Origin of the sequence: Enterobacteriaceae endosymbiont of Macroplea appendiculata (genome assembly GCF_012571605.1) — a bacterium.
In the GTDB taxonomy this organism is placed as follows: Bacteria; Pseudomonadota; Gammaproteobacteria; order Enterobacterales; family Enterobacteriaceae.
The window spans coordinates 67,397-90,850 of the sequence record NZ_CP046220.1 but is presented as its reverse complement, the minus strand read 5'-3'; the positions used below and the strand labels follow the sequence as shown (position 1 = coordinate 90,850).

Annotated in this window: 23 protein-coding genes; 8 read left to right on the top strand and 15 right to left on the bottom strand. The window is 21.9% G+C overall.

The features are described 5' to 3' along the window. Positions 1 to 10 precede the first annotated feature (10 nt). From trpA to GJT86_RS00445, 5 genes are all read left to right on the top strand, one after another. Positions 11 to 820, top strand: coding sequence for a tryptophan synthase subunit alpha (gene trpA / locus GJT86_RS00465; RefSeq protein ID WP_168920345.1), 810 nt, complete (start codon positions 11 to 13; stop codon positions 818 to 820). Positions 821 to 922: 102 nt separating this feature from the next. Continuing rightward, positions 923 to 1,726 carry an exodeoxyribonuclease III gene (gene xthA / locus GJT86_RS00460; RefSeq protein ID WP_168920344.1) on the top strand — a complete coding sequence of 268 codons (804 nt, stop codon included), beginning with the start codon at positions 923 to 925 and terminating at the stop codon, positions 1,724 to 1,726. Between the two features lie 27 nt (positions 1,727 to 1,753). Next, positions 1,754 to 3,577, top strand: a complete 1,824-nt coding sequence (gene sppA / locus GJT86_RS00455) for a signal peptide peptidase SppA (RefSeq protein ID WP_168920343.1) — start codon at positions 1,754 to 1,756, stop codon at positions 3,575 to 3,577. A 41-nt stretch (positions 3,578 to 3,618) separates the two neighbouring features. After that, entirely contained in the window at positions 3,619 to 4,617 is a 999-nt protein-coding gene (gene gap / locus GJT86_RS00450; protein ID WP_168920342.1) for a type I glyceraldehyde-3-phosphate dehydrogenase, read from the top strand. Between the two features lie 231 nt (positions 4,618 to 4,848). Further along, a complete protein-coding gene (locus GJT86_RS00445; RefSeq protein ID WP_168920341.1) occupies positions 4,849 to 6,591 on the top strand; it encodes a potassium/proton antiporter in 1,743 nt (580 codons plus the stop codon). Between the two features lie 30 nt (positions 6,592 to 6,621). Here the strand turns inward: GJT86_RS00445 and GJT86_RS00440 are convergent, their stop codons facing one another. The 12 genes from GJT86_RS00440 to GJT86_RS00385 form a co-directional block, all read right to left on the bottom strand. Then, complete coding sequence (locus GJT86_RS00440; RefSeq protein ID WP_168920340.1) at positions 6,622 to 6,963, bottom strand: HIT domain-containing protein; 342 nt, start codon at positions 6,961 to 6,963, stop codon at positions 6,622 to 6,624. A gap of 24 nt (positions 6,964 to 6,987) precedes the next feature. Beyond that, positions 6,988 to 8,436 (bottom strand): PTS glucose transporter subunit IIBC, encoded by a 1,449-nt coding sequence (gene ptsG / locus GJT86_RS00435; RefSeq protein WP_168920339.1) that lies wholly within the window; start codon positions 8,434 to 8,436, stop codon positions 6,988 to 6,990. 34 nt (positions 8,437 to 8,470) lie between these two features. Further along, positions 8,471 to 9,478 (bottom strand): DNA polymerase III subunit delta' C-terminal domain-containing protein, encoded by a 1,008-nt coding sequence (locus GJT86_RS00430; protein WP_168920338.1) that lies wholly within the window; start codon positions 9,476 to 9,478, stop codon positions 8,471 to 8,473. Positions 9,479 to 9,489: 11 nt separating this feature from the next. Beyond that, positions 9,490 to 10,116: a dTMP kinase gene (gene tmk / locus GJT86_RS00425; RefSeq protein WP_168920337.1), complete on the bottom strand. Its 627-nt coding sequence runs from the start codon at positions 10,114 to 10,116 to the stop codon at positions 9,490 to 9,492. Then, positions 10,113 to 11,132, bottom strand: coding sequence for an endolytic transglycosylase MltG (mltG, locus tag GJT86_RS00420; protein ID WP_168920336.1), 1,020 nt, complete (start codon positions 11,130 to 11,132; stop codon positions 10,113 to 10,115). The genes tmk and mltG overlap by 4 nt, the downstream gene beginning before the upstream one ends. Positions 11,133 to 11,187: 55 nt before the next feature. Then, on the bottom strand, positions 11,188 to 12,420 hold the full coding sequence (fabF, locus tag GJT86_RS00415) for a beta-ketoacyl-ACP synthase II (RefSeq protein WP_168920335.1): 1,233 nt from the start codon (positions 12,418 to 12,420) through the stop codon (positions 11,188 to 11,190). 70 nt (positions 12,421 to 12,490) lie between these two features. Continuing rightward, positions 12,491 to 12,730, bottom strand: a complete 240-nt coding sequence (acpP, locus tag GJT86_RS00410; protein WP_168920334.1) for an acyl carrier protein — start codon at positions 12,728 to 12,730, stop codon at positions 12,491 to 12,493. 103 nt (positions 12,731 to 12,833) lie between these two features. Continuing rightward, complete coding sequence (fabG, locus tag GJT86_RS00405) at positions 12,834 to 13,574, bottom strand: 3-oxoacyl-ACP reductase FabG (RefSeq protein WP_168920333.1); 741 nt, start codon at positions 13,572 to 13,574, stop codon at positions 12,834 to 12,836. Positions 13,575 to 13,591: 17 nt separating this feature from the next. Then, positions 13,592 to 14,068 (bottom strand): ACP S-malonyltransferase, encoded by a 477-nt coding sequence (locus tag GJT86_RS00400; RefSeq protein ID WP_168920332.1) that lies wholly within the window; start codon positions 14,066 to 14,068, stop codon positions 13,592 to 13,594. 35 nt (positions 14,069 to 14,103) lie between these two features. Beyond that, entirely contained in the window at positions 14,104 to 14,556 is a 453-nt protein-coding gene (locus tag GJT86_RS00395) for an acyltransferase domain-containing protein (protein ID WP_168920331.1), read from the bottom strand. A gap of 55 nt (positions 14,557 to 14,611) precedes the next feature. Then, positions 14,612 to 14,803 carry a 50S ribosomal protein L32 gene (rpmF, locus tag GJT86_RS00390; protein WP_168920330.1) on the bottom strand — a complete coding sequence of 64 codons (192 nt, stop codon included), beginning with the start codon at positions 14,801 to 14,803 and terminating at the stop codon, positions 14,612 to 14,614. A gap of 93 nt (positions 14,804 to 14,896) precedes the next feature. Further along, positions 14,897 to 15,841 (bottom strand): RluA family pseudouridine synthase, encoded by a 945-nt coding sequence (locus GJT86_RS00385; RefSeq protein WP_168920329.1) that lies wholly within the window; start codon positions 15,839 to 15,841, stop codon positions 14,897 to 14,899. A 283-nt stretch (positions 15,842 to 16,124) separates the two neighbouring features. On the opposite strand from GJT86_RS00385, the gene GJT86_RS00380 reads away from it, so the two are divergent. Together GJT86_RS00380 and GJT86_RS00375 are read left to right on the top strand one after the other, a co-directional pair. Further along, complete coding sequence (locus GJT86_RS00380) at positions 16,125 to 17,690, top strand: Rne/Rng family ribonuclease (protein ID WP_168920328.1); 1,566 nt, start codon at positions 16,125 to 16,127, stop codon at positions 17,688 to 17,690. 551 nt (positions 17,691 to 18,241) lie between these two features. Beyond that, the gene (locus GJT86_RS00375; protein WP_168920327.1) at positions 18,242 to 18,979 is read left to right on the top strand and encodes a cyclic nucleotide-binding domain-containing protein; all 738 of its coding nucleotides are present in this window, start codon (positions 18,242 to 18,244) and stop codon (positions 18,977 to 18,979) included. A 72-nt stretch (positions 18,980 to 19,051) separates the two neighbouring features. On the opposite strand, the gene GJT86_RS00370 is transcribed toward GJT86_RS00375, so the two are convergent. The 3 genes from GJT86_RS00370 to GJT86_RS00360 form a co-directional block, all read right to left on the bottom strand. Further along, positions 19,052 to 20,428 (bottom strand): NAD(P)(+) transhydrogenase (Re/Si-specific) subunit beta, encoded by a 1,377-nt coding sequence (locus tag GJT86_RS00370; RefSeq protein WP_168920326.1) that lies wholly within the window; start codon positions 20,426 to 20,428, stop codon positions 19,052 to 19,054. A 22-nt stretch (positions 20,429 to 20,450) separates the two neighbouring features. Continuing rightward, the gene (locus tag GJT86_RS00365; RefSeq protein ID WP_168920325.1) at positions 20,451 to 22,001 is read right to left on the bottom strand and encodes a Re/Si-specific NAD(P)(+) transhydrogenase subunit alpha; all 1,551 of its coding nucleotides are present in this window, start codon (positions 21,999 to 22,001) and stop codon (positions 20,451 to 20,453) included. Between the two features lie 143 nt (positions 22,002 to 22,144). Continuing rightward, positions 22,145 to 22,915 (bottom strand): enoyl-ACP reductase FabI, encoded by a 771-nt coding sequence (locus tag GJT86_RS00360; protein ID WP_168920324.1) that lies wholly within the window; start codon positions 22,913 to 22,915, stop codon positions 22,145 to 22,147. A 192-nt stretch (positions 22,916 to 23,107) separates the two neighbouring features. On the opposite strand from GJT86_RS00360, the gene cspE reads away from it, so the two are divergent. After that, positions 23,108 to 23,317 carry a transcription antiterminator/RNA stability regulator CspE gene (cspE, locus tag GJT86_RS00355; RefSeq protein ID WP_168920323.1) on the top strand — a complete coding sequence of 70 codons (210 nt, stop codon included), beginning with the start codon at positions 23,108 to 23,110 and terminating at the stop codon, positions 23,315 to 23,317. The last annotated feature ends 137 nt before the right edge of the window (positions 23,318 to 23,454 follow it).

The window sequence follows — 23,454 nt, the reverse complement described above, 5'->3', positions numbered from 1 at the left end:
ATAATTTTATATGAATAATCGTTATGACGTTATGTTTAAACATTTACATAAACAAAAATCTATTGCATTAATACCTTTTATTACTATAGGGGATCCATCTATATCAATATTTATGAGTATTATTGATATTCTTATTTTAAATGGTGTAAATGCATTGGAATTAGGCATACCTTGTTCAGATCCTATAGCTGATGGTGTAACAATACAAGAATCTTATAGAAGAGTATTGAACTTAAAAATTAATATTTCACAATGTTTACAAATCATTCAAAATATTAGAAAAAAATACACTAAAATACCCATTGGAATTTTAGTGTATGCACAAACTATATATTCTTATGGTATTAATAACTTTTATCAACAATCTAATTTAGTTGGCATTGATTCTATTTTGATAGTAGATATACCAATAGAAGAATATACTACTTATTATCAATATTCTTGTAAATATAATATTTTACCTGTATTAATTTGTCCACATAATGTTAATAATAGTTTTTGGGATAAAATTCACAATTTTACTTGTGCTTATATTTATGTAACATCACGTTCTGGTATTACGGGATATAATGAAAATAATAATTTATTACGTACAAAATTTTTATGTAAAAAAATATTAAAATATCAAAAATCTTTACCTGTACAAGGTTTTGGTATTTGTAATGTACAGCATATTAAAGATGCCATACAAGATGGCATGCATGGAATTATTATAGGTTCTTATATTATTGATATTATAAAACATAAAAACAATTTACAATTAATGTTCCAAAAATTAACTAATATTATTTTACAATTTAAAAAAGCTACATTTTTTTAAATAAACATTACAATAAATTTAATTTATGAAAATATATTTTTTATTTTATTAAAAATTATTTATATAATTAATGTAAAATAAATAATGTATCAAAATATAGTTATGAAAATTCTTTCATTTAATATTAATGGCATAAGAGCACATTGGCATCAATTAAAATATATAATCAAAATACATAATCCTGATATTATAGGTTTACAAGAAACAAAAGTAGATAATTTACTTTTTCCAAAAAAAGAATTATTAGAATTAGGTTATAATATTTATATAAATGGTCAAAAAAAAAATTATGGTGTAGCATTATTAAGTCGTTACAAACCATTAAAAATAAAAAATGATGTTTTAAACAATAATGAACAAAAAAGATTTATTATGATAGAAATACCTACTACGATAGGTGATATCACAATTATAAATTGTTATTTTCCACAAGGAGATAACCGTAATAATTTTATTAAATTTACTCAAAAAATAAATTTTTTTAAAAACTTATATTATTATATTAATAATAATTTTATTACTACAGATTTTATTATAATAATAGGTGATATAAATGTAAGTATAACTAATCTGGATATTGGTATCGACATAAACAATCAAAAAAAATGGTTACAACAAGGTAAATGTTCTTTTTTACCAGAAGAAAGAATGTGTGTACAAAAATTATTGAATTGGGGCTTTTTAGATATATGGCGTGAAATGAATCCAACAATCAATAATAAATTTTCTTGGTTTGATTATAGAAATAAAGGTTATAACCATAATATTGGATTAAGAATTGATATTATTTTTATTAGTAAAAAATTAAAAAAATATTATATTAATGCTGATATAGATTATGATATACGTAATATGAATAGGCCTTCAGATCATGCTCCAATTTGGCTTGATTTGAATATTTTTTAATTATTAATTAACATAATTAGGTGGAAAATGTTTAGCTTATGGAAGCTATTAAAATATTTATTATGCTCTATATGGCATATAATTAATTATATTAGAATTATTATAATAAATTTAGTAGTTTTTTTTATAATAATTAGTATTAGTTTGATTTTATATAATAAGTATAAAAATTATCATTATTATCATAATGATACTAAAAAAGTTTTGGAAATAGATTTTCATAAAGATTTTTCTGATACTTTACACCATAATAAAAACCTTATTTCTAATTTATTTAATAAATTTATTATACATAAAGATTCTAATGCAATATTACATATTGTAAAAACTATCGCTAAAGCTAAGAATGATAAAAAAATTTCTGGTATTATTTTAAAAACTAATGATTTAACAGTTAATAGTATCCCCACATTACGTTATTTAGGAACATCATTAGAAGATTTTAAAAAATCAGGTAAGCCAGTATATGTTGTCAGCAATTCTTATACTCAAGAACAATATTATATAGCGAGTTTTGCAAATCAAATTATTCTAAATCCTAATGGATATGTAGATTTACATGGATTTAGTATTAATAATTTATATTATAAAAAACTTTTACAATATTTAAATATTGAAACTCATGTATTTAAAATAGGAGAATATAAATCTGCAGTTGAACCATTCATAAATCACAAAATGTCTATTAAAAATAAAATATTTTTTACAAAATTAATGAATAATTTATGGAAAAATTTTATACAACAAATTGCTTATAATAGACATACTACAACACAGAATATTTTTTTAAATGATCAAGATTATATTACATCTTTACAAAATGTACATGGTAATTTAGCATTATATGCTTTACAACATAATTTAGTCGATCAACTACTAACTAACACTACTTTTGAAAATAAAATGATCCAAAAATTTGGTTGGGATAGTACACATACAACATACAATCATATTAATATTTCAGATTATTTTTATCAAAAATATATTCCTAATAAAACACAAAATAATATTGCAGTGATTAATATTAATGATACATTATTATATGAAAATATAAATAATATTTTATATCAAATACATACTGTGTATTTAGATCCACATTTGAAAGGCGTAATATTAAAAATTAATAGTCCAGGTGGTAGTTTAATGGCATCCCAATTAATTTTGGATGAATTAAAAACTCTAAAAAAACGACATAAACCAATTGTAGTTATAATGGACTCTATGGCTGCATCAGGAGCATATTTAATTTCTACTATTGCTGATTATATTATAAGTGATCCGATGACATTTACTGGTTCAATTGGTATTTTCAGTATTGTCAATAATTTTCATAAAACTGTAAATACTATTGGTATATATAATGATGGTGTTAGTATTTCTGAAAGATCAAATAGTGTGATAACACAACCATTATCAGATATACAAAAGCAAATTATACATTTAAATTTAGAAGATGGTTATAAACAATTTATTGAGATAATATCTCATTATAGACATAAATCATTAAATAGTGTACAAAAATTAGCTAATGGAATGGTGTTTTTAGGTATAGAAGCAAAACAATATGGTTTAGTAGATAGTTTAGGTAATTTTGATGATGCTGTGCGTAAAATAGCTCAGTTAACACATTTGAAAAAAATTAATCTACAATTAGAATACGATAATAATACATCTATAGATATCTTCAGTTTTATGATGCAATTAAATTCACATTTTTTCTTGCAAAATATTTTCTCTTTTTTTATACAAAATCATTTAGAAAAACAAATGGTATCACATAAATTATTATTTAATAATAATTTCATGAATATGAAAAATATATATGCTGTATGTACAATACAGATATATTAATATGATATTTAAAATACAACATGATTTGTTAGGAGTATAACATGTATATTAGAATAGCTATTAATGGTTTTGGTAGAATTGGACGTGTATTATTTAGAGCAACACAACAATATTCTAATATTAAAATTATTGCCATTAATGATTTATTAGATATAAATTATATTGCATATATGTTAAAGTATGATTCAACACACGGGTCTTTTAATGGTACAATTAATATTGTAAAAAATAAATATTTAATAGTTAATGATCATAAAATACATATTTTAGCTGAATCTAATCCTAATAATTTACCATGGAATAAATTAAATATTGATGTAGTAGTAGAATCTAGTGGAATATTTTTAACTCAAAAATTAGCTTCGCAACATATTAATGCTGGAGCTAAAAAAGTAATAATTACAGCACCACCAAAAGATACTAGTATACCAATGTTTGTAAAAGGAGTAAATTTTCATAAATATAATGGTGAAAACATAGTTTCTAATGCTTCATGTACAACAAACTGTTTAGCTCCTCTCGCAAAAATTATTCATGATAATTTTATTATTGCAAAAGGATTAATGACAACTGTCCATGCAGTAACATCTACACAAAAAACTGTGGATAGTGCTTCCAAAAAAGATTGGCGTGGTGGTCGAGGAGCTTTGCAAAACATTATTCCTTCCAGTACTGGTGCTGCTAAAGCAGTTGGTTTAATTATACCTGAATTAAATGGCAAATTAACTGGTATATCTTTAAGAGTTCCTGTAGCTAATGTTTCTGTAGTTGATTTAACAATACAAACAATTAAAAAAACTACATTACAAAATATTTACGAAAAAATTAAATTTTATGCACACAATAGTATGAAAAACATTGTCAGTTATACAGAAGATGATGTTGTTTCGAGTGATTTTAATGGTTCTATTTACACAACTATTTTCGACAAAAAAGCTAGTATAACTATTGATAATAATTTTTTTAAATTAATTGCTTGGTATGATAATGAAACAGGTTATTCTCATAAAGTTATTGATTTAATTACACATATTATATAATTTAAATAAGTGTTTAAATAAATATATTTGAACATGTTATTAATATTTATTAAACTGATATATACATTTATATCAGTTTAATTCCATAAAACACTAATAAATATTTAAATGAATATATTTTATGTAATGCATATCTATTCTTCTTGTATTCCTTATAAAATAACTTCGTAAAATATTATTTTTTGTTTAATCCAATTAAAACATCAAATGCAGTAATGGGAGAACTAACAATTGGATTTAAAATCAATTTTTATTTTATTTATTATAGGCTGTATTTTAATTTTTATCAGTATTGTATTAAGTTCACTTTCTTCTAAAATAGGTATTCCTGTATTATTTATGTTTTTATGTTTAGGAATATTATCAGGTACTTATGGTATTGGAAAAATACAATTTAATAATTATCCTCTTGCAAATATTATTAGCAATCTTGCTTTAGCTATTATTTTATTGGATGGCGGCATGAGAACAAAACGTTCTATATTTAAAATAGCCTTATATCCAGCTTTATCTTTAGCTACTATTGGAATAGTTATTACAATGTTATATACAGGAATGATAGTTGTAATATTATTTCATTTAAAGTTTATAGAAGGTTTATTAGTAGGCGCAATAGTTGCGTCTACAGATGCTGCAGCTATTTTTTCTCTATCATCTAGTGTAGAATTAAATGAACGAGTTACTTCTACAGTAGAAATGGAATCTTGTAGTAATGATCCAATGGCTGTATTTCTTACTACAACATTTATACAAATGATTAAAAATAAACAATATAATTTTAATATTATATTGTTTATAAAACATTTTTTACAACAATTTATTTTAGGTATAATTTTAGGATATATTGCTGCTTGGATATTAAAAAAAATAATTAATCGTATAATATTAGCACATGGATTATATCCATTATTAGTATTAAGTATAGGTATATTTGTTTTTTCATTAACTTTATTATTTGATGGTAGTAGTATTTTATCTGTTTATTTATATGGTTTTATAATAGGTAATAGTAATATTTGTGGACGTAATAGAATTATACAAACTTTTGATGGTTTAGCATGGTTAAGTCAAATTATCATGTTTATAATTTTAGGATTATTAGTAAATCCTCAAGATTTAATATGTATTGCTATACCATCATTAATATTATCGTTATGCATGATTTTTTTTGTACGACCACTATCTGTATTTATTAGTTTAATTATCTTTAATAGATTTAATTTTTTAGAAAAATGTAGTATTAGTTGGATGGGATTACGTGGTGCTGTCCCAATAATATTAGCTGTTTTTCCAATTATGTCTGGAATATCTCATGCATTATTATTTTTTAATATCTCATTTTTTATTGTACTTATCTCTTTAATTATTCAAGGATGTACTTTAAATTTGTTTGTAATAATAACAAAAATAACAGTGCCAATTATTACAACACCTATACATAGGTTAGGATTTGATATCCCATTACATAATAAATCACAACTTGAACAATATATTTATGTAATAACATCAGATCAATGGTGTGTGGGGAAAGCTATTAGAGATCTTTATATGCCCCATAATACATTTATAACCATATTATTTCGATATAATAAAATTATAAGACCAACAGGACATACTATATTAAAGAATAATGATATAATTTGTATTATAGGTCATGAACATAATTTACAAGATTTAGGAAAATTATTTAGTAAATCTATTGCTGTATTAAATAATCAAAAATTTTTTGGTGATTTTATCATTGATGCTTCTTCTAATATTAAAGATATAGCAAATATTTATGGTTTGCAACTAGATCAAATAATTAATCAAAACCAATCTATTAGTGAATTATTAACTTGTTTAATGATGAATAAAATGCCTATTGTGGGTGATAAAATAGAATGGCAAAATATTTTATGGACTATAGCTGAAAAAAAACAAAATAAAATTACTAAAATTGGTATTCGTAACATAAAAAACAATAAATCATAATTAATAATGTATATTATTCTTTTAATAAATTTAATAAAATTTTTTTATACCTTTTCTACCACCTAATAAATGCATATGTAGATAAAATATTTCCTGTCCACCATTTTGTTTACAATTAATTACAACACGATATCCATCGCGATCTAAATGTTTTTGTTTTGCAATTTTAGTAATAACAAATAACATTCTACCTAATATTTTTTCATGTTTTAATTGTATATCATCTAATGTTGCTATAAATGTTTTTGGTAATATTAAAATATGTGTTGAACTTATTGGGTTAATATCATTAAATGCTATAACCATCTCATCTTCATAAATAAGATCTATTTTAACTTTTTTAGTTACAATTTTATAAAATATATTATTCATATTATTCCCTCACGTTTAAATAATTTATGTTATTTTTTTTAAAAAATAATCCATTTCTGTTTTGAGATTATCAGATTTTGTACCAAAAATAGCTTGTACACCATTACCGGAAATTATTATACCTAATGCGCCTAATTTTTTTAATGTTATTTGATCTACTTTATTAATATCTAATACATTTACCCTTAATCTAGTAATACATGCATCCAAGTGAATAATATTATTTTTACCACCAAATGCCATAACTAATTGTTCACCATAATTATTATTATTTAATATAATTTTTGGATTATATGTATTATTTTGTAAACGTCCTGGAGTTGGTAAATTAAATTTATGTATTAAAACTATAAATATTATATAATATAAAAGTGCATAAATAATTCCTACTAAAGGAAATAAAAACAATCTATGACCATGACCACTTAAAATAATAAAATCTATTAAACCATGTGAAAAACTAGTACCATTTCTCATATGTAATAAAATACAAAGCGGAAAGGATAATCCAGCTAATATAATATGTATAATATATAACAATGGTGTTACATACATAAAAGAAAATTCTATAGGTTCTGTTATACCAGTTAAAAAAGAAGTTAATGCAGCAGATATCATTAAACTACCAATATGTTTTTTATTTTTTTTATCAGCTGAATGCCATATTGCAATAGCTGCACCTGGTAAACCATACATTTTAAATAAAAAACCACCTGATAATTTACCAGCTGTTGGGTCTCCAGCAATATATCTAGCAATATCACCATGATATATTTGTTGTGTAATAATATCAGTATACGAACCGATTTCCATTTGGAATGGTACATTCCAGATATGATGTAATCCAAAAGGTAATAATATTCTTTCAATAATACCATATATACTAAAAGCTAATATAGGATTTTGGTATGCTGCCCAATAAGAAAATAATTGTATTATTTTACCAATAGGCAACCATATAATAGATAATAGTATACCTATGAAAAGAGATGTTATACCTGAAATAATAGGTACAAAACGTTTACCAGAAAAAAAACCTAAATATTCTACTAACTTGATATTATGGAAACGATTAAACATATAAGCAGCAATTGAACCGGCAATAATACCTCCTAATACACCAGTATTAGTCATATTATTTGGTAATGTTATATTAGTAACTTTAATATGTAATATTATTGGTATAATAATTTCTACAGTTTTAGTTAAAATTCCATAAGATATTACTGCAGCTAAAGCAGATACTCCATTATTTTGTGTAAATCCTAATGATACACCAATAGCAAATATCAATGGCATATTAATAAATATTGTACTACCAGTTTGTTCTAAAAGATCTGAAATAATTGTCGGCATCCAAAAAAAATGTGCTGTACCAACACCTAATAAAATTCCAGCAATAGGTAAAACAGATACTGGTAACATTAATGATTTACCTATTTTTTGCATATACGCAAACATATTATTAAACATATATATCCTACATATTTTTAACATGATATAAACATCATGATGTTGTTTGTTTAATTTTATCTAATGATACTAATAATCTAGTTATTATTAACTCATAATTGATATTATCAATCATTAATATTTTACGATACAAAATAACTTTATTAATTATTAATATTATTTTTTTTATAGTAATAATTTTTGTTACTTGAGATAAAATATTGATCTGATCTATATTATAAATAAATTTTATATTAATTTTATAAAATAATTTCATTACATCTATTAAAAAAATAGATATCCAATCTAATAATATTAATATATTAACATTATTTAATACTAACAATAATTCCATTATATCATATTTTAAAGCATGTACAAAAGTAACATATAAACTTTGTCTTTTACTCCATAAATTATTTTGTAATAATTTATGTGCGTTTATAGGAGCATAATGACAAATCTTTAATGCTATAAGAAATTCATCTTTATGTATCCCTGATATTAAATTTTGTGTCGTTAACCAATGCAATCCTATTTGTTCATTAGGAGGATATATTTTCCATACTTGACAGCGACTAATAATAGTAGGTAACAACGTATTTATATGTTGTGTTTGGATAAAAAACCAAACGTTTTTTGGTGGTTCTTCTAAAATTTTCAAAATACCATTACTTGAAGTTTGATTCAGTTCTTCTGCTATAGGTATCCAAATAATTTTACCTTTATCTTTATAAGAATTTTTATATAAAATATTTATTATTTGTCTAATAAGAGTAATACTAATACTAGTTTGATGTTTTTCTTTTTGGATGATATGTATATCAGGATGATATTGATTATTTAATAATATACAATTAGTACAAATATTACAAATATGATTATCTGTTTTAGATGAACACAATAACCATTGTATAATTTTATAAATTAAAGATACAATACCTATGCCATTAGGTGTGCATAAAATAAATGCATGATTATTATTTGAAGATAATACATTAATTATATTTTTATAAATTGTATTTAACCAAGGATACCATGGTATTGATTTTATATTATTCATAAAATAGTATTTTATTTATCGAAATATAAAAAATTAAATAATTTTTTTTTAACTATATGTTTCACATATAAAAGTGTATGATTAGCATTGATTACTTTTATATTAGTATTTTGTTGTGCCATTTTTAAATAATATTTTCTAACATTAGTAAAAAATTTAATGGATTCTGTTTCAATTCTATCTTTAGTACGATGTTGTATTCTTTGTAAGCTAATAACAGGATTTACATCTAAATAAATAATTATGTGAGGTATAATATTATTTTTAATAAAATTTTGTAAAAATAAAATATTATTTATAGATATACCTCTACCCCCAATTTGGTAAGCATAAGACGATAGGTCATACCTATCTGATATAATCCATGTTTTGTTAAAGTTTGGTTTAATAATATTATTTAATAACTGTGAACGTGCAGCATATATTAATAATAGTTCTGTTTTTTTTGAAATATATTCATTTTTATTATATTTAATAATATGACGTATTTTTTCTGCAATATATGTACCTCCTGGTTCATGAGTAAAAATAATATTATATATATGCATAGTATTTAATAAAGATTTTATATAATGGCATATGGTACTTTTCCCAGATCCATTAATGCCTTCTACTACAATAAATTGATTTTTTTTCATGTTGTTTTATATATTTTTTTTATAGTTAATTTATGTGCATGGAAATTTTTATTAAAGATATGTTTGCCTTTTTTATCAGCTACAAAATATAAGAAATCACTTTTTATAGGATGTGCAGCTGCTAATAAAGAATTTTTACTAGGTGTACTAATAGCACTAGGAGGTAATCCATATATTATATATGTATTATATTTGTTTTGTTTTTTTAATAACATAGGTAATAATTTCATATTTGTTTTATTATTTGTTCCATATAATATAGTAGAGTCCATTTGTAATTTCATGTGTTTTTTTAATCTATTCATTAATATAGAAGAAATAATATATTTTTCTTTTATATTTGCTGTTTCTTTTTCAATAATCGACGCAGCAATGATCATTTCATAAAAATTATGATAAGGCAAATTTTTTTGTCGTTTTGTCCATATTGTTTGTACTTCATTATTCATTTTACTAAACATTATTTTTAATAAGTTTAAATCTGTAGTATTTTTAGTATAAAAATAAGTAGCTGCTGAAAATCTACCTTCTAATGGATAATTATCTTTAATATTTAATTTTTTTCTTAATAAAATTAAATTAGTAGCATTAAAAGTATGTTTAAGATATGGGTCATGATTAAATCTTTTTAAAAAATGTGTTAATGTTTCTCCTTCTATTAACACCATAGCATATTGTTGTAATATTTGTTTACGATGAAATAATGCTAGCATGTTAATAATTTTCATATTAGGTTTTAAATAATAAATATTAGCTTGTATACTTTTAAAATCTGGATTAATTTGTAATAGTAAGTATAACCAAAAATTTTTATTAATAATATTTTGTGTTTGTAAATTATTTAAAACATCATTAATACTTTGTTGTGGAGAAATAATATAAGCTAATTGTTTATGATTTTTTATATTAATATATGTATTAGCTTCTTGATATAATTTTGTTGCACTATATAATACAGTAATATATAGTATGTATAGTATAGTGGTAAATATTTTAGTTACATTAATTTTTGACATGATGATTTCCATAAATATATAATTGTGTATATATATCATTTATATTGCAATATAACTATATTTTTTTGAAAATTAATGTTGCATTAGTGCCCCCAAAACTAAAAGCATTACATAATACATATTTCATGTTATGTACATCACGTGCTATATGTGGAACAAAATCTAAATCACATACATCATCAGGATTATATAAATTAATTGTTGGAGGTATAATTTGTTTTTTGAGAGATAATATAGAAAAAATAGATTCTATAGCGCCAGAAGCGCCTAATAAATGGCCCGTCATAGATTTTGTCGAGCTTATAGATACATTATAAGCATAATCTTTAAAAAGATGTTTAATAGCATTTACTTCAGATATATCTCCTAAAATAGTAGATGTTGCATGGGCATTAATATATTTAATTTCTTCTTTATTAATTTTAGCATCTTTTAGAGCATTAAACATAGACATTTGTGCTCCTATACCATTTTTTGAAGGTGTAATAATATTATACGCATCATTACTCATACCAAAGCCAACTATTTCAGCATAAATATTAGCATTACGTTGTTTAGCATGATTTAATTCTTCTAAAATAAGAATACCGGCACCATCACTTAATACAAAACCATCTCTATATTTATCCCATGGTCTACTTGCTGTTGTTGGATCATTATTATTTTTAGATAATGCTTTAATTGCATTAAAACTACTTAATACTAATGGTGTAACAGCTTTTTCTGCAGCACCTGTAATCATAACATCTGCAGTATTATTAGCTATACATTGAAAAGCTAAACCAATATTATGTATACCAGTTGCACAACCTGTGCTAACAGCAAAACTTGGCCCCATACATTGATAATGTATAGCTATATATCCTGTTAACATATTATTAATTGTAGCAGGAATACAGGCAGGATGTATTTTTTTAATACCATATTTATGCAATAAAACACTATTATGTTCTATAGTAGATATTCCTGTTAAACCAGAACCAACAGCAACACCAAATCTTTTTTTATTAGTAATTAATATTTTAGAATCATACATAGCTTGTTTACAAGCTATTAAACCATATTTAATAAAATAATCCATATAGCGTGTTTTTTTAAAAAAATATTTTGTTAAAAGATGATCTTGTATAATACCACCAAATTTAGTTTTATATTGTTTAGTATTAAAGTGTGTAATAGTATTAATACCACTACGACCATTAATAATATTTATCCAATTAGTTTTTACATCCATTCCTAATGATGTAATCATACCTAATCCTGTAATAACTACTCTACGTTTAAACATATAATTTTATTTATTCTTTTTTTAGGAATGAAAATTATTTTCATTCCTAAATTTTTTATATAGAGAAAATTTAATTATAAAGATTATTGATATAATGTATAGCATCTTTTACTGTAGTTATTTTTTCCGCATCTTCATCTGTTATTTCTGTATCAAACTCTTCTTCTAAAGCCATAATTAGTTCTACAGTATCCAAGGAATCTGCTCCTAAATCTTTTGTAAAATTAGCATCTTCTATAATATCTTTAGATTGTATACCTAGTTGTTCAATAATTATTTTTTTCACTCGTTCACTAATAGAACTACTCATAGTAGTATTTATTTCCTGTTAAAACTTAATATATAATGTATTTAAAATATTATTTAATATATAAAAAAATATATGAAATATAATGTTAAAAAGAAATGTTATTTTATGTCATATATAAACCACCATTAACATGTATAGTTTCTCCAGTAATATATGATGTTTTACGTGAACATAAAAACATTACAGTATTCGTAACATCTTGAACTGTACCAAAACGTTTCATTGGTATTTTAGATATAATGTTTTGTATTTTATTTTTGGGAATATTACGCGTCATATCTGTATTAATATATCCTGGGGATACTATATTTACAGTAATACCTTGATTAGCTACTTCTTGTGCTAATGATTTGCTAAAACCTATTATACCTGCTTTAGATGCTGCGTAATTAGTTTGACCAATATTACCTATATGTCCAATTACTGAACTAATATTAATGATACGTCCAAAGGATTTTTGTAACATATATTTTACAACTATTTTAGACATTTGGAATATTGCTGTTAAATTAATTTTTAAAGTTACATCCCAATCATGTTCTGACATTGTTAATATCGTATGATCATTGATAATTCCTGCATTATTAATTAAAATATCTATTTTGCCAAAATTATTTATTATATATTGTATAATATTATTAATTGACATGTGATTATCTTTTATAAAATTTAATTTTTGACCTATACCTTGTTTTTTTAAAGTATCATTTATAATTTTTACACCATTATTATTAGTTGCAGTTCCAATAACATATGCTCCGTAATAAGCTAATGTTTTAGCAATATTATATCCTATACCTCGACTTGCTCCCGTTACTAATGCTATCTGATTTTTGAAATTCATATATATTATTATATTCCTTATTTATTAAAATATTTTTGTAGTGTTATATTTAGTCCTTGTGGTTTATAAATCCTACTATAATTAATCTTATTTGTAATATTTTTAGAGATATGACTTAAAGTTTGTTGTGTGCTAAATTCAATAACATATACAAAGTTTTTATTTATTATATATTTAATACTATCATACCAATTTACAGGACAATATAATTGTCGTACTAAAGCTTTTTTAATTGTTTTAGGATGATATTCACATTTAGCATCTACATTATTTATAAATGGTATTTTTGGATGATTAAAAACTATTACATCTAATATAGATTTAAATTCATTAATAATAGGTTTCATTAAATTACAATGTGAAGGAATATTTATATTTAACGGAATAGTACGCGCGCCTAATTTTTGACATAGTACAACTACTTTTAAAACAATATTTTTATGTCCACTAATAGTAACATTTTTAAAGGAGTTAAAACTAGAAATAGCAATCACATCTTTTGTTTTTGAATATTGTCTACAAATATTTTCTACAATTTTTTTTTTAAACCTATAATAACTTGCATATAATATCCTGGCATATTATAATCATACAAATTATAACTTACTTCATACATTAATTTATTACGTATATTTATTATTTTAATAGCATCATATAAAGTTATAATTTTACTACATACTAGTGCTGTATATTCACCTAAACTATGTCCTAATATCATACTAGGAATAATATTATTACTTTTCTGTATCCACAATTGATATAATGCAATAGATACTGTGATAATCGCTGATTGATGATGCAATACGCATAATTTCAATAATGATCTATTTTGTATCGCTTTCCATAAATCATATCCAATAATATCAGAAACTTCATTGAAAGTATCTTGTATAATTTTATATTGATAATACATACTTGATATTTTATGAAGAGAATATAAAACATCTTGTCCAGGAAAAAATGCAGCATATTTTTTAATCATATTTATTAAAAACTATAGTCAATTTATTATCTTACATATATATAATGAATAATTATTAATTATCATTTTTAGTAATTTTATATAATATATTTTTCCCTCTATAGTAACCATCTGTAGAAATATGATGATATAAATTTTTTTCACCAGTACGTTTATTTATTAATAATATATTATTTAATAATAATGATTGATGTGTACGTCGCATGCCACGTTTTGACTTACTTATTTTATGTTTTGGTACTGCCATAATTGTATAATATCCATAATATTTTACTTATCTTAAATCATATAATAATATTAATTATATGTATATTAAAATTTAATATATTTAAAATATATATTATTTGAATTTTAATAAACATTTTTTTAAATGAGGATCTAAAGGTGCGTGGAAAAATATTATTTGTTGTGTTACAGGATGTGTAAAACTTATTTTATAAGAGTGTAAAAAAAGTCTTTTTAAACCAAATATATTTTGTAGTTTTATATTTAAATCTTTATTACCATAACGTTTATCATGTGCTATAGGATGGCCTACATATGACATATGAACTCTAATTTGATGTGTACGTCCCGTTAAAGGTATAATTTTTACTAACATCATATTCTGATAATTTTGTATAACTTTATATTGTGTTTCCGAAAATTTACCTTTTTGTGCATGAACTTGTACTTTTTTTTTATTATTATTAAAGTTTTTAACTAAAAAACTTTTAATCGTGAATAAACAATGTTGTATTTTATTACCTTTTACTAAAGCTAAATATTCTTTATGTATTTGTTTTTCTCTTAGTTGTTTATGTAAATTTTGTAAAATATATTTTTTTTTTGCTATTAATAAAATACCAGAAGTATCTTTATCTATTCTATGTACTAATTCTATAAATTTAGTTGTTTTATATAAGTAACGTAAACTTTCTATAATACCATAATGGATACCACTACCACCATGAACAGCTATACCTGATGGTTTATTTATTACTAAAAAATATTGATCCTCAAAAATAATTAATTTTTTTAAAAAATTTATTTTATTTATAGAAATAGTTTTTTTTTGTATTATATGTTTTGTATATAATTTAGGTATATATATAACATCATTAAGATGTAATTTATATTGTGGTAATATTTTATGATTATTAATCCTAATTTTGCCTATTCTTAAATTTTTATAAATAATACTTTTAGGAACATTTTTAAAATTTTTAATTAAAAAATTATCTATTCTTTGTATATTTTCTTCATTTAATATTGTTATAAATTTATTACCTATATTATTATGCATATCATCATAACCATTTTAATTTATATTTATGTATTAACAAAATATAATATAATAAAATTTTATTATTAAAAATATGTTTTTATACAGTAAAATAAAATTTTATATAAATAAGTAATACTATTTTCTATGTTTTGTAATCTAATACTTAAAATTTATTTACTTTTTTAAATAATCTAAAAAAATATATTTGGATTATTTACATATATTTTAAATTTTTATAAATATAAGATTAATATTTATGCAAAGAATCAAATTTTTTAAAATAGGATATATATATTTTATTATGAAAAAAATGTTAATAAATGCAACACAATCTGTAGAAGTACGTATTGCAATAATAAAAGGGAAACAACTATATGATTTAGATATAGAAAATACTTGTTATAAAAAAAAAAAATCTAACATATACCTCGGTAAAATTAGTCGTATTGTACCAAGTCTAGAAGCAGTATTTATAGATTATGGAAGTGATAAACATGGTTTTTTACCTTTTAAAGATATTGCAAAAGAATATTTATGTAATACCATTTCACATACTAAATTAATTAATAAATTTTCTTTTAAAAGTAAAAATATTATTGTACAAATTAATAAAGAAGAACGGACTAATAAAGGAGCATCACTAACTACTTTTATTAGTTTAGCTGGTATTTATTTAATTTTATTACCAAATAATCCACATATTTACGGTATCTCTAAAAAAATTAGTGGTAATGCAAGAAATATGTTAAAACAAAAATTATCATTACTATCCATACCAAATGGAATGGGTATAATAATACGTACTTCTAGTATTGGTAAAGATCTTAAAACATTAAATTTAGATTTACAATGTAGATTAAAACATTGGGAAATTATTAAACATACTGCGAATAAAAAAATATCACCATTTTTAATTTATCAGGAAAGTAATATTATTATTAGAGCATTAAGGGATTATTTAACTCCTGATATACAAGAAATTCTAATAGATCATACTAAAATATTACAAATAGCTAAAAATTATATAAATATATTAGGTCATAAAGATTTTTATGATAAAATTAAATTTTATAAAGGTCCTATACCTTTATTTAGTTATTATCAAATTGAATCACAAATAGAAACAGCTTTTCAACGTAAAGTACGTTTATGTTCTGGTGGATCCATTGTAATAGATTCAACAGAAGCATTAACATCCATAGATGTGAATTCTGCTAAAGCTACGAAAGGTGCTGATATTGAAGAAACAGCATTTAATATTAACTTAGAAGCAGTAGACGAAATTGCTAAACAATTAAGGTTTAGAGATATTGGTGGTTTAATCGTAATAGATTTTATTGATATGTCTCTTATGGCACATCAGCTTACTATAAAAAAAAGATTACAAGCTAAAACTAAAAAAGATAGGGCAAAAATACAAATAAATCATATTTCTAGGTTTGGTTTATTAGAAATGTCACGTCAAAGACTAAATTCTTCTTTAAAAGATTCTAGTTATTATATATGTCCAAGATGTGGTGGTAATGGATTTTTAAGAAATAATAAATCTTTATCATTATCGATTTTACGATTAATAGAAGAACAATCATTTAAAAATCAAACTAAAGAAATTTATGTTACAGTACCTATTAAAATTGCTAATTATTTATTAAAAGAACAAAAACAAGTTATATATTCTATACAAAAAAGAAATATTAAAATATCTATAATTCCCGATATTAAATTATATACTCCTAATTATTATATAGTAAGAAAAAAAACACAGATAAAGAAAAAAAATATTTATTTAAAAATAAAAAAATTATTACATAAGATAATAGTTCTATATAATAACATACTATATTTTATAAAAAAAAAATCTAAATAAAATTACATATATATAGATGTTTTCCTTCATTATTAAATTTACTATTTTATAAAAAAATATCTTGTGAATATTATTATATAAATATTTTATATATTATTTACTATAATACTTTAATCAAAGGATAAAATTATATTTTATAGAAATAAATAGTAATCTATTGACATATAAATAATAAAAAATATTCAAAAAAATAATACTGTTGTTGTTTAAAGTAATATAATAGTTATGAATAAATTAATTATATTATAATGATATAAATCATGATTTAAAATAATATTTATGATTGTAATATCATTAAATTATTCGTATAAAAAATAAGATTAAAATTTTTTATTATAAATATATTTGCACATAACACAATTTAAAATTGTAGAATCAATTATAAACATATAAAATTATTTTTTAAATTACTTAAATGTAATCTTTAAATTTTTAAAGGATAATATTATGAAATATATCTTTAATTATAAATATTTTTTATTAATAAAATGTATGATTTATTATGCAAGATACTTATAAATTGACTTCATCATTATTATGTAATAAATAAGATGATACTAAAAAAAATATATAATAAAAAAAAATCACAATTAAAAACATGTAATAACTATTGTAGTTATTGTTATGTACAAAAAATATGTATATTTTATTTTTTTCAACAAAATAAATTAGAACATTACAATATTTTTACTAAAAAAAAAATAATACAAAAAGGGTATATATTATTTCAAGAAAAAGATCCTATTAAATATATATATATATTATGTTCTGGAGTAATAAAAAAATTTTTTATTACTCAGTCTGGCACAGAACAAATTATGAAATTTTATTTTCATGGTGATTTATTTGGTTTAGATAATATTATTAGTGGATATTATAATAGTTTTACTCAATCTTTAGAAAAATCAACTATATGTTTAATACCATTAAATATTTTTAAATATATTTATAATCAAATACCTATCATTAATAATTATATAATTAATTTCATAATACAAGAAACAATACAATATCAGCAACTTATATTTTTATTATCTAAATTTAATGCAGAACAAAAAATTGCTACTTTTATATATAATTTATATAAAAAAAATAATATGTCACAAGATTCTATAAAATTTATTAAATTATCTATGAATCGATATGATATAGGTAATTATTTAGGTTTAGCTACAGAAACTATTAGTAGAACTTTTAGTAAATTTAAAAATAATAAAATTATTATGATACGTGGTAAATATATCCAAATTATTAATTATATAAAACTTATTTATTTAGTAAATAAATAAGTTCTTTATTTGTAAAGTTTACTCATTGTATATATATTTTTCAATATATATTAGATTGAGTAAACTTTATTGTTACATATTTTGTGAAATTTTATTAAGGTTATCTTTTGCATCACCAAATAACATATAACTTTTTTTATTATAAAATAAAGGATTATCTATACCTGAATAACCTTGACCCATGCTTCTTTTTAAGATAATAATTTTTTTTGCTTTCCAAACATGTAAAACAGGCATACCAGAAATTGGACTTTCTATATTTTCTAATGCTGCAGGATTTACAGTATCATTAGCACCTATAATTATGACAGTATCTGTATTTTGAAAATCATTATTAATTTCATTCATTTCAAATATCATATTATATGGTATTTTAGCTTCTGCTAATAATACATTCATGTGTCCTGGCAATCTTCCAGCAACAGGATGTATAGCAAATTTTATTTTGACATTATATGAAAATAATTTTTTCACGATTTTAGATAATATATGCTGTGCCTGCGCCACAGCTAAACCATATCCTGGCACAATAATAATATTATTAGATGTTTTTAAAATATTAATTGTATCTTTAATATTAATATTTTGATATATCTGTTTAATATTATTATGTATAACAATATTTTTTTTATGTTGACCACCTAATATAATATTTAAGAAAGATCTATTCATGCCTTTACACATTAGATATGCTAATATAGCACCGGACGATCCTACTAAAGCACCTGTAATAATTAATAAATCATTATTTAAAATAAAACCTGATGCTGATGCTGCCCATCCTGAATATGAATTCAGCATAGATATTACAATAGGCATATCAGCACCATTTATTCCCATAATTAATGTAAAACTTAAAAATAATGTATTAATAATCATTAATATTAAAATTAAAAATTGTAATTTTATATTATTAATAGTTAAAAATATTGTCATTAATACACATATAAAAATAAAATTAATAATATTAATTGTATGTTTATATTTTATTATATAATTATTAGAAGATAATATATTTGATAATTTACCAAAAGCTATAATAGAACCAATGAGTGTAATCGTACCAATAAAAATACTAATAAAAATTTCAGATAATTGTAATTTATTAATATGATGAAAATGTACCATTAATAGAAAACTGTTAAAACCAACAGTTATAGCAGTAAGACCTACAAAACTATGCAAAATAGCTATTAATTGTGGTATTTTAGTCATATTAATTTTTTTAGATATATTGATACCAATAATAGCACCTAAAAAAATTGCTATTATTATATAAATAATATTGTAATAATTATTACAGATAGTAGTAATAATAGCAAAAAACATTCCACTAATAGCACATAAATTACCTTTTTTAGAAGTTTGTTGTTGTGAAAAATATGCAAGACTTATAATAAATAATATTGCAGATATCATATATATAACTGAAATGAATCCATATAACATTGATTATTAATCCTTCTTAATTTTAAGAAAACATTTTTAACATACGTCTAGTAATAGCTAAACCCCCAAAAATATTAATACTAGATACTAAAATACCAACAAAAGATAAAATATTAATAATAAATATATTGCTATTCATTTGTAAAATAGCACCAATGATAATAATACCTGAAATAGCATTTGTTACAGACATTAATGGAGTATGTAATTTATGATCTACGTTCCATATAACATAGTATCCTATAATGCAAGATAAAATAAAAATATTAAGATGTAATATAGTTATAGGTGGTATAAAAAATGATATATAACAAATCAATACACATATTAATGTATATATACTGAATGTAAACATATTATTTTGTTGAACATCTTTATTAAAATTTTTTTGTATATATACATTTTTATTTTTAATCTTTACAGGAGGTATATAATGATTATTAATTTTATTCTTTTGAATAAATGGTTTAATAGGCCATAAGATTTGTTTCTTGTAAGTAATTAACATGCAATGTATTATTTCATCTTTAAGATTAATATGTATCTTTTTATCATGTTTATTATATAATAAATTAAGAAAATTAGTAATATTATTACTATATAATTTTGAAGATTGTATTGGTAACTTACTAGGTAAGTTAGTATGTCCTATAATAGTAACATTATTGTTTGTTACTATTGTTTTATTTATTTTACTTAATTCACAATTACCCCCATTTTCAATAGATAAATCAAAAATAATACTACCAGGATTCATTTGTGCAACCATATCTTTATCAATAAGTATAGGAGCTTTTTGATTCGGTATAGAAGCTGTAGTAATAATTATATCAATATTTTTAAGTACATGACATATTGTTTTCTTTTCTATATTTGCATTTATGTTTTTATTGTTTTTTAATATTTTCTCATATTGTTTATATTTATCTGAATATTCTAAAAATGTAGCACCCATACTACTAATTTGTTCTTTAACTTCTTTTCTTGTATCGAATGCTATCACTTCAGCACCTAAGCTTTTTGCTGTTGCAATAGCCGATAATCCTGCTACTCCAGCACCAATTACTAAAACCTTAGCTGGGTAAATTTTTCCCGCAGCAGTAATTTGACCATTAAGTGGTTTAGATAATAAATATATAGATTCTATAATACTACGATAACCTGCTAAATTACTCATAGAACTTAATGCGTCTAAAGATTGTGCTCTAGAAATTCTTGGTACTAAATCCATTGCAAAAGTAGTTATATTTCGTGAAGCTAATAATGATACAATATCATTATTTTTATTAGGCCACATAAAACAAATTAAGATAGTATTTTTTTGTAAAAAACTAATTTCTGTTTTTGTTGGTGGATTAATTTTAATAATAATATTACATTCCCATACTTTATTATTAGTAACAATTTTAGCTCCACAATTTATAAAATCTTTATCTAAAAAATATGATTTTACCCCTGCACCTTTTTCGATGCTTACACTAAATCCTAATTGTATTAATTTTTTTATTGTGTTTGGTACAATAGCAATTCTAGTTTCTTGTAATAATGTTTCTTTAGGAACACCAATGAACATTATATATTTCCTTTATTATAAAATTTTATAAATTATTTATATAAATAAAAAAAGATCTTAATATATATAATATAATAATTTATATTATATGCATAAAAATAAATATATAAAAGTTATATTTAAATATAAACATGAATATAAATTTAGATTACGATAATATTAAATCCTCCATCAACATGTATAATTTCTCCAGTAATACCATCTGATAAATAAGAAGATAAAAATACTGCTACATTACCAATATGTTCTATTGTAATAGGATATGTTAAAGGAGCTTTTTGTTTATAATATGTTTTAATTTTATGAAAATTTTTTATTGTTTTTGCTGATACAGTTGCAATAGGTGCAGTAGAAATACCATTTACTTTAATATTTTTCTTTCCTAAATAACAAGCAATATAACGTATATTAGCTTCTAAAGAAGCTTTAGCAGAACCCATAATATGATAATTTCTAATTACACGTTCTGACCCTAAATATGTCAAAACAATAATAGAAGCATGATAATTTAACATATTTTTTGATTCTTTTAGAATACCAAATAAAGTATATGAACTAATATCATGAGTTATATTAAATGTTTTACGAGATATATTATCAATAAAGTTATTACATAATTTATAAAAAGGCATAAAAGCAATAGCATATATCAAACCATCAAATGTTTTCCATATAGTTGAAATTTTTTGAAATAATTTTTTGATATCTTTATCTTTAGCAAAATTACATTTTAAGATAGGATATGGAGTAATATTATTTACTAATTGTTGGATTTTATTTTTATGTTTTTTATGTTGATATGTAATGATTAAATCAGCTTTATGTTTATAAAGCATTTTAGCTATACCATAAGCAATAGAATATTTATTCAGTATTCCAGTTACAAGTATTTTTTTTCCTGTTAATAAAGACATTATATTTTATAAAATTGATTATAATAGTTAATAATATTAATTAGGGTAAAATTTATTTTTTATCAAAAAAAATTATAAAAATTTGATATTAGTCACTGTTTTACTGTGTTTCACTAGACAAATATGTAATTAATTGATGTACTTTATTATGACACACTTTTCCGTGTCTTTTTTATGTAAAGGTAATGATTGATGTCCAAGATTAAAGGTAATGTAAAATGGTTTAATGAATCTAAAGGTTTCGGATTTATTACACCTGAAGATGGTAGTAAAGATGTTTTTGTACATTTTTCTGCAATTCAAAGTAGTGGTTTTAAAACACTTGCTGAAGGGCAAAAAGTAGAATTTGAAATTACTAATGGTGCTAAAGGGCCTTCTGCAGCTAATGTTGTCGCTATTTAGATAATTTTCAAAAAATAAAAGTACAAAATTTATAACATAAAAACTAAATGCCTCTGAGAGAGTTTTAATTATGAATATTCAGAATGTGTATATAATAATATTGTTTTTTTGGAATAAAATTGTATATATTCGTTATT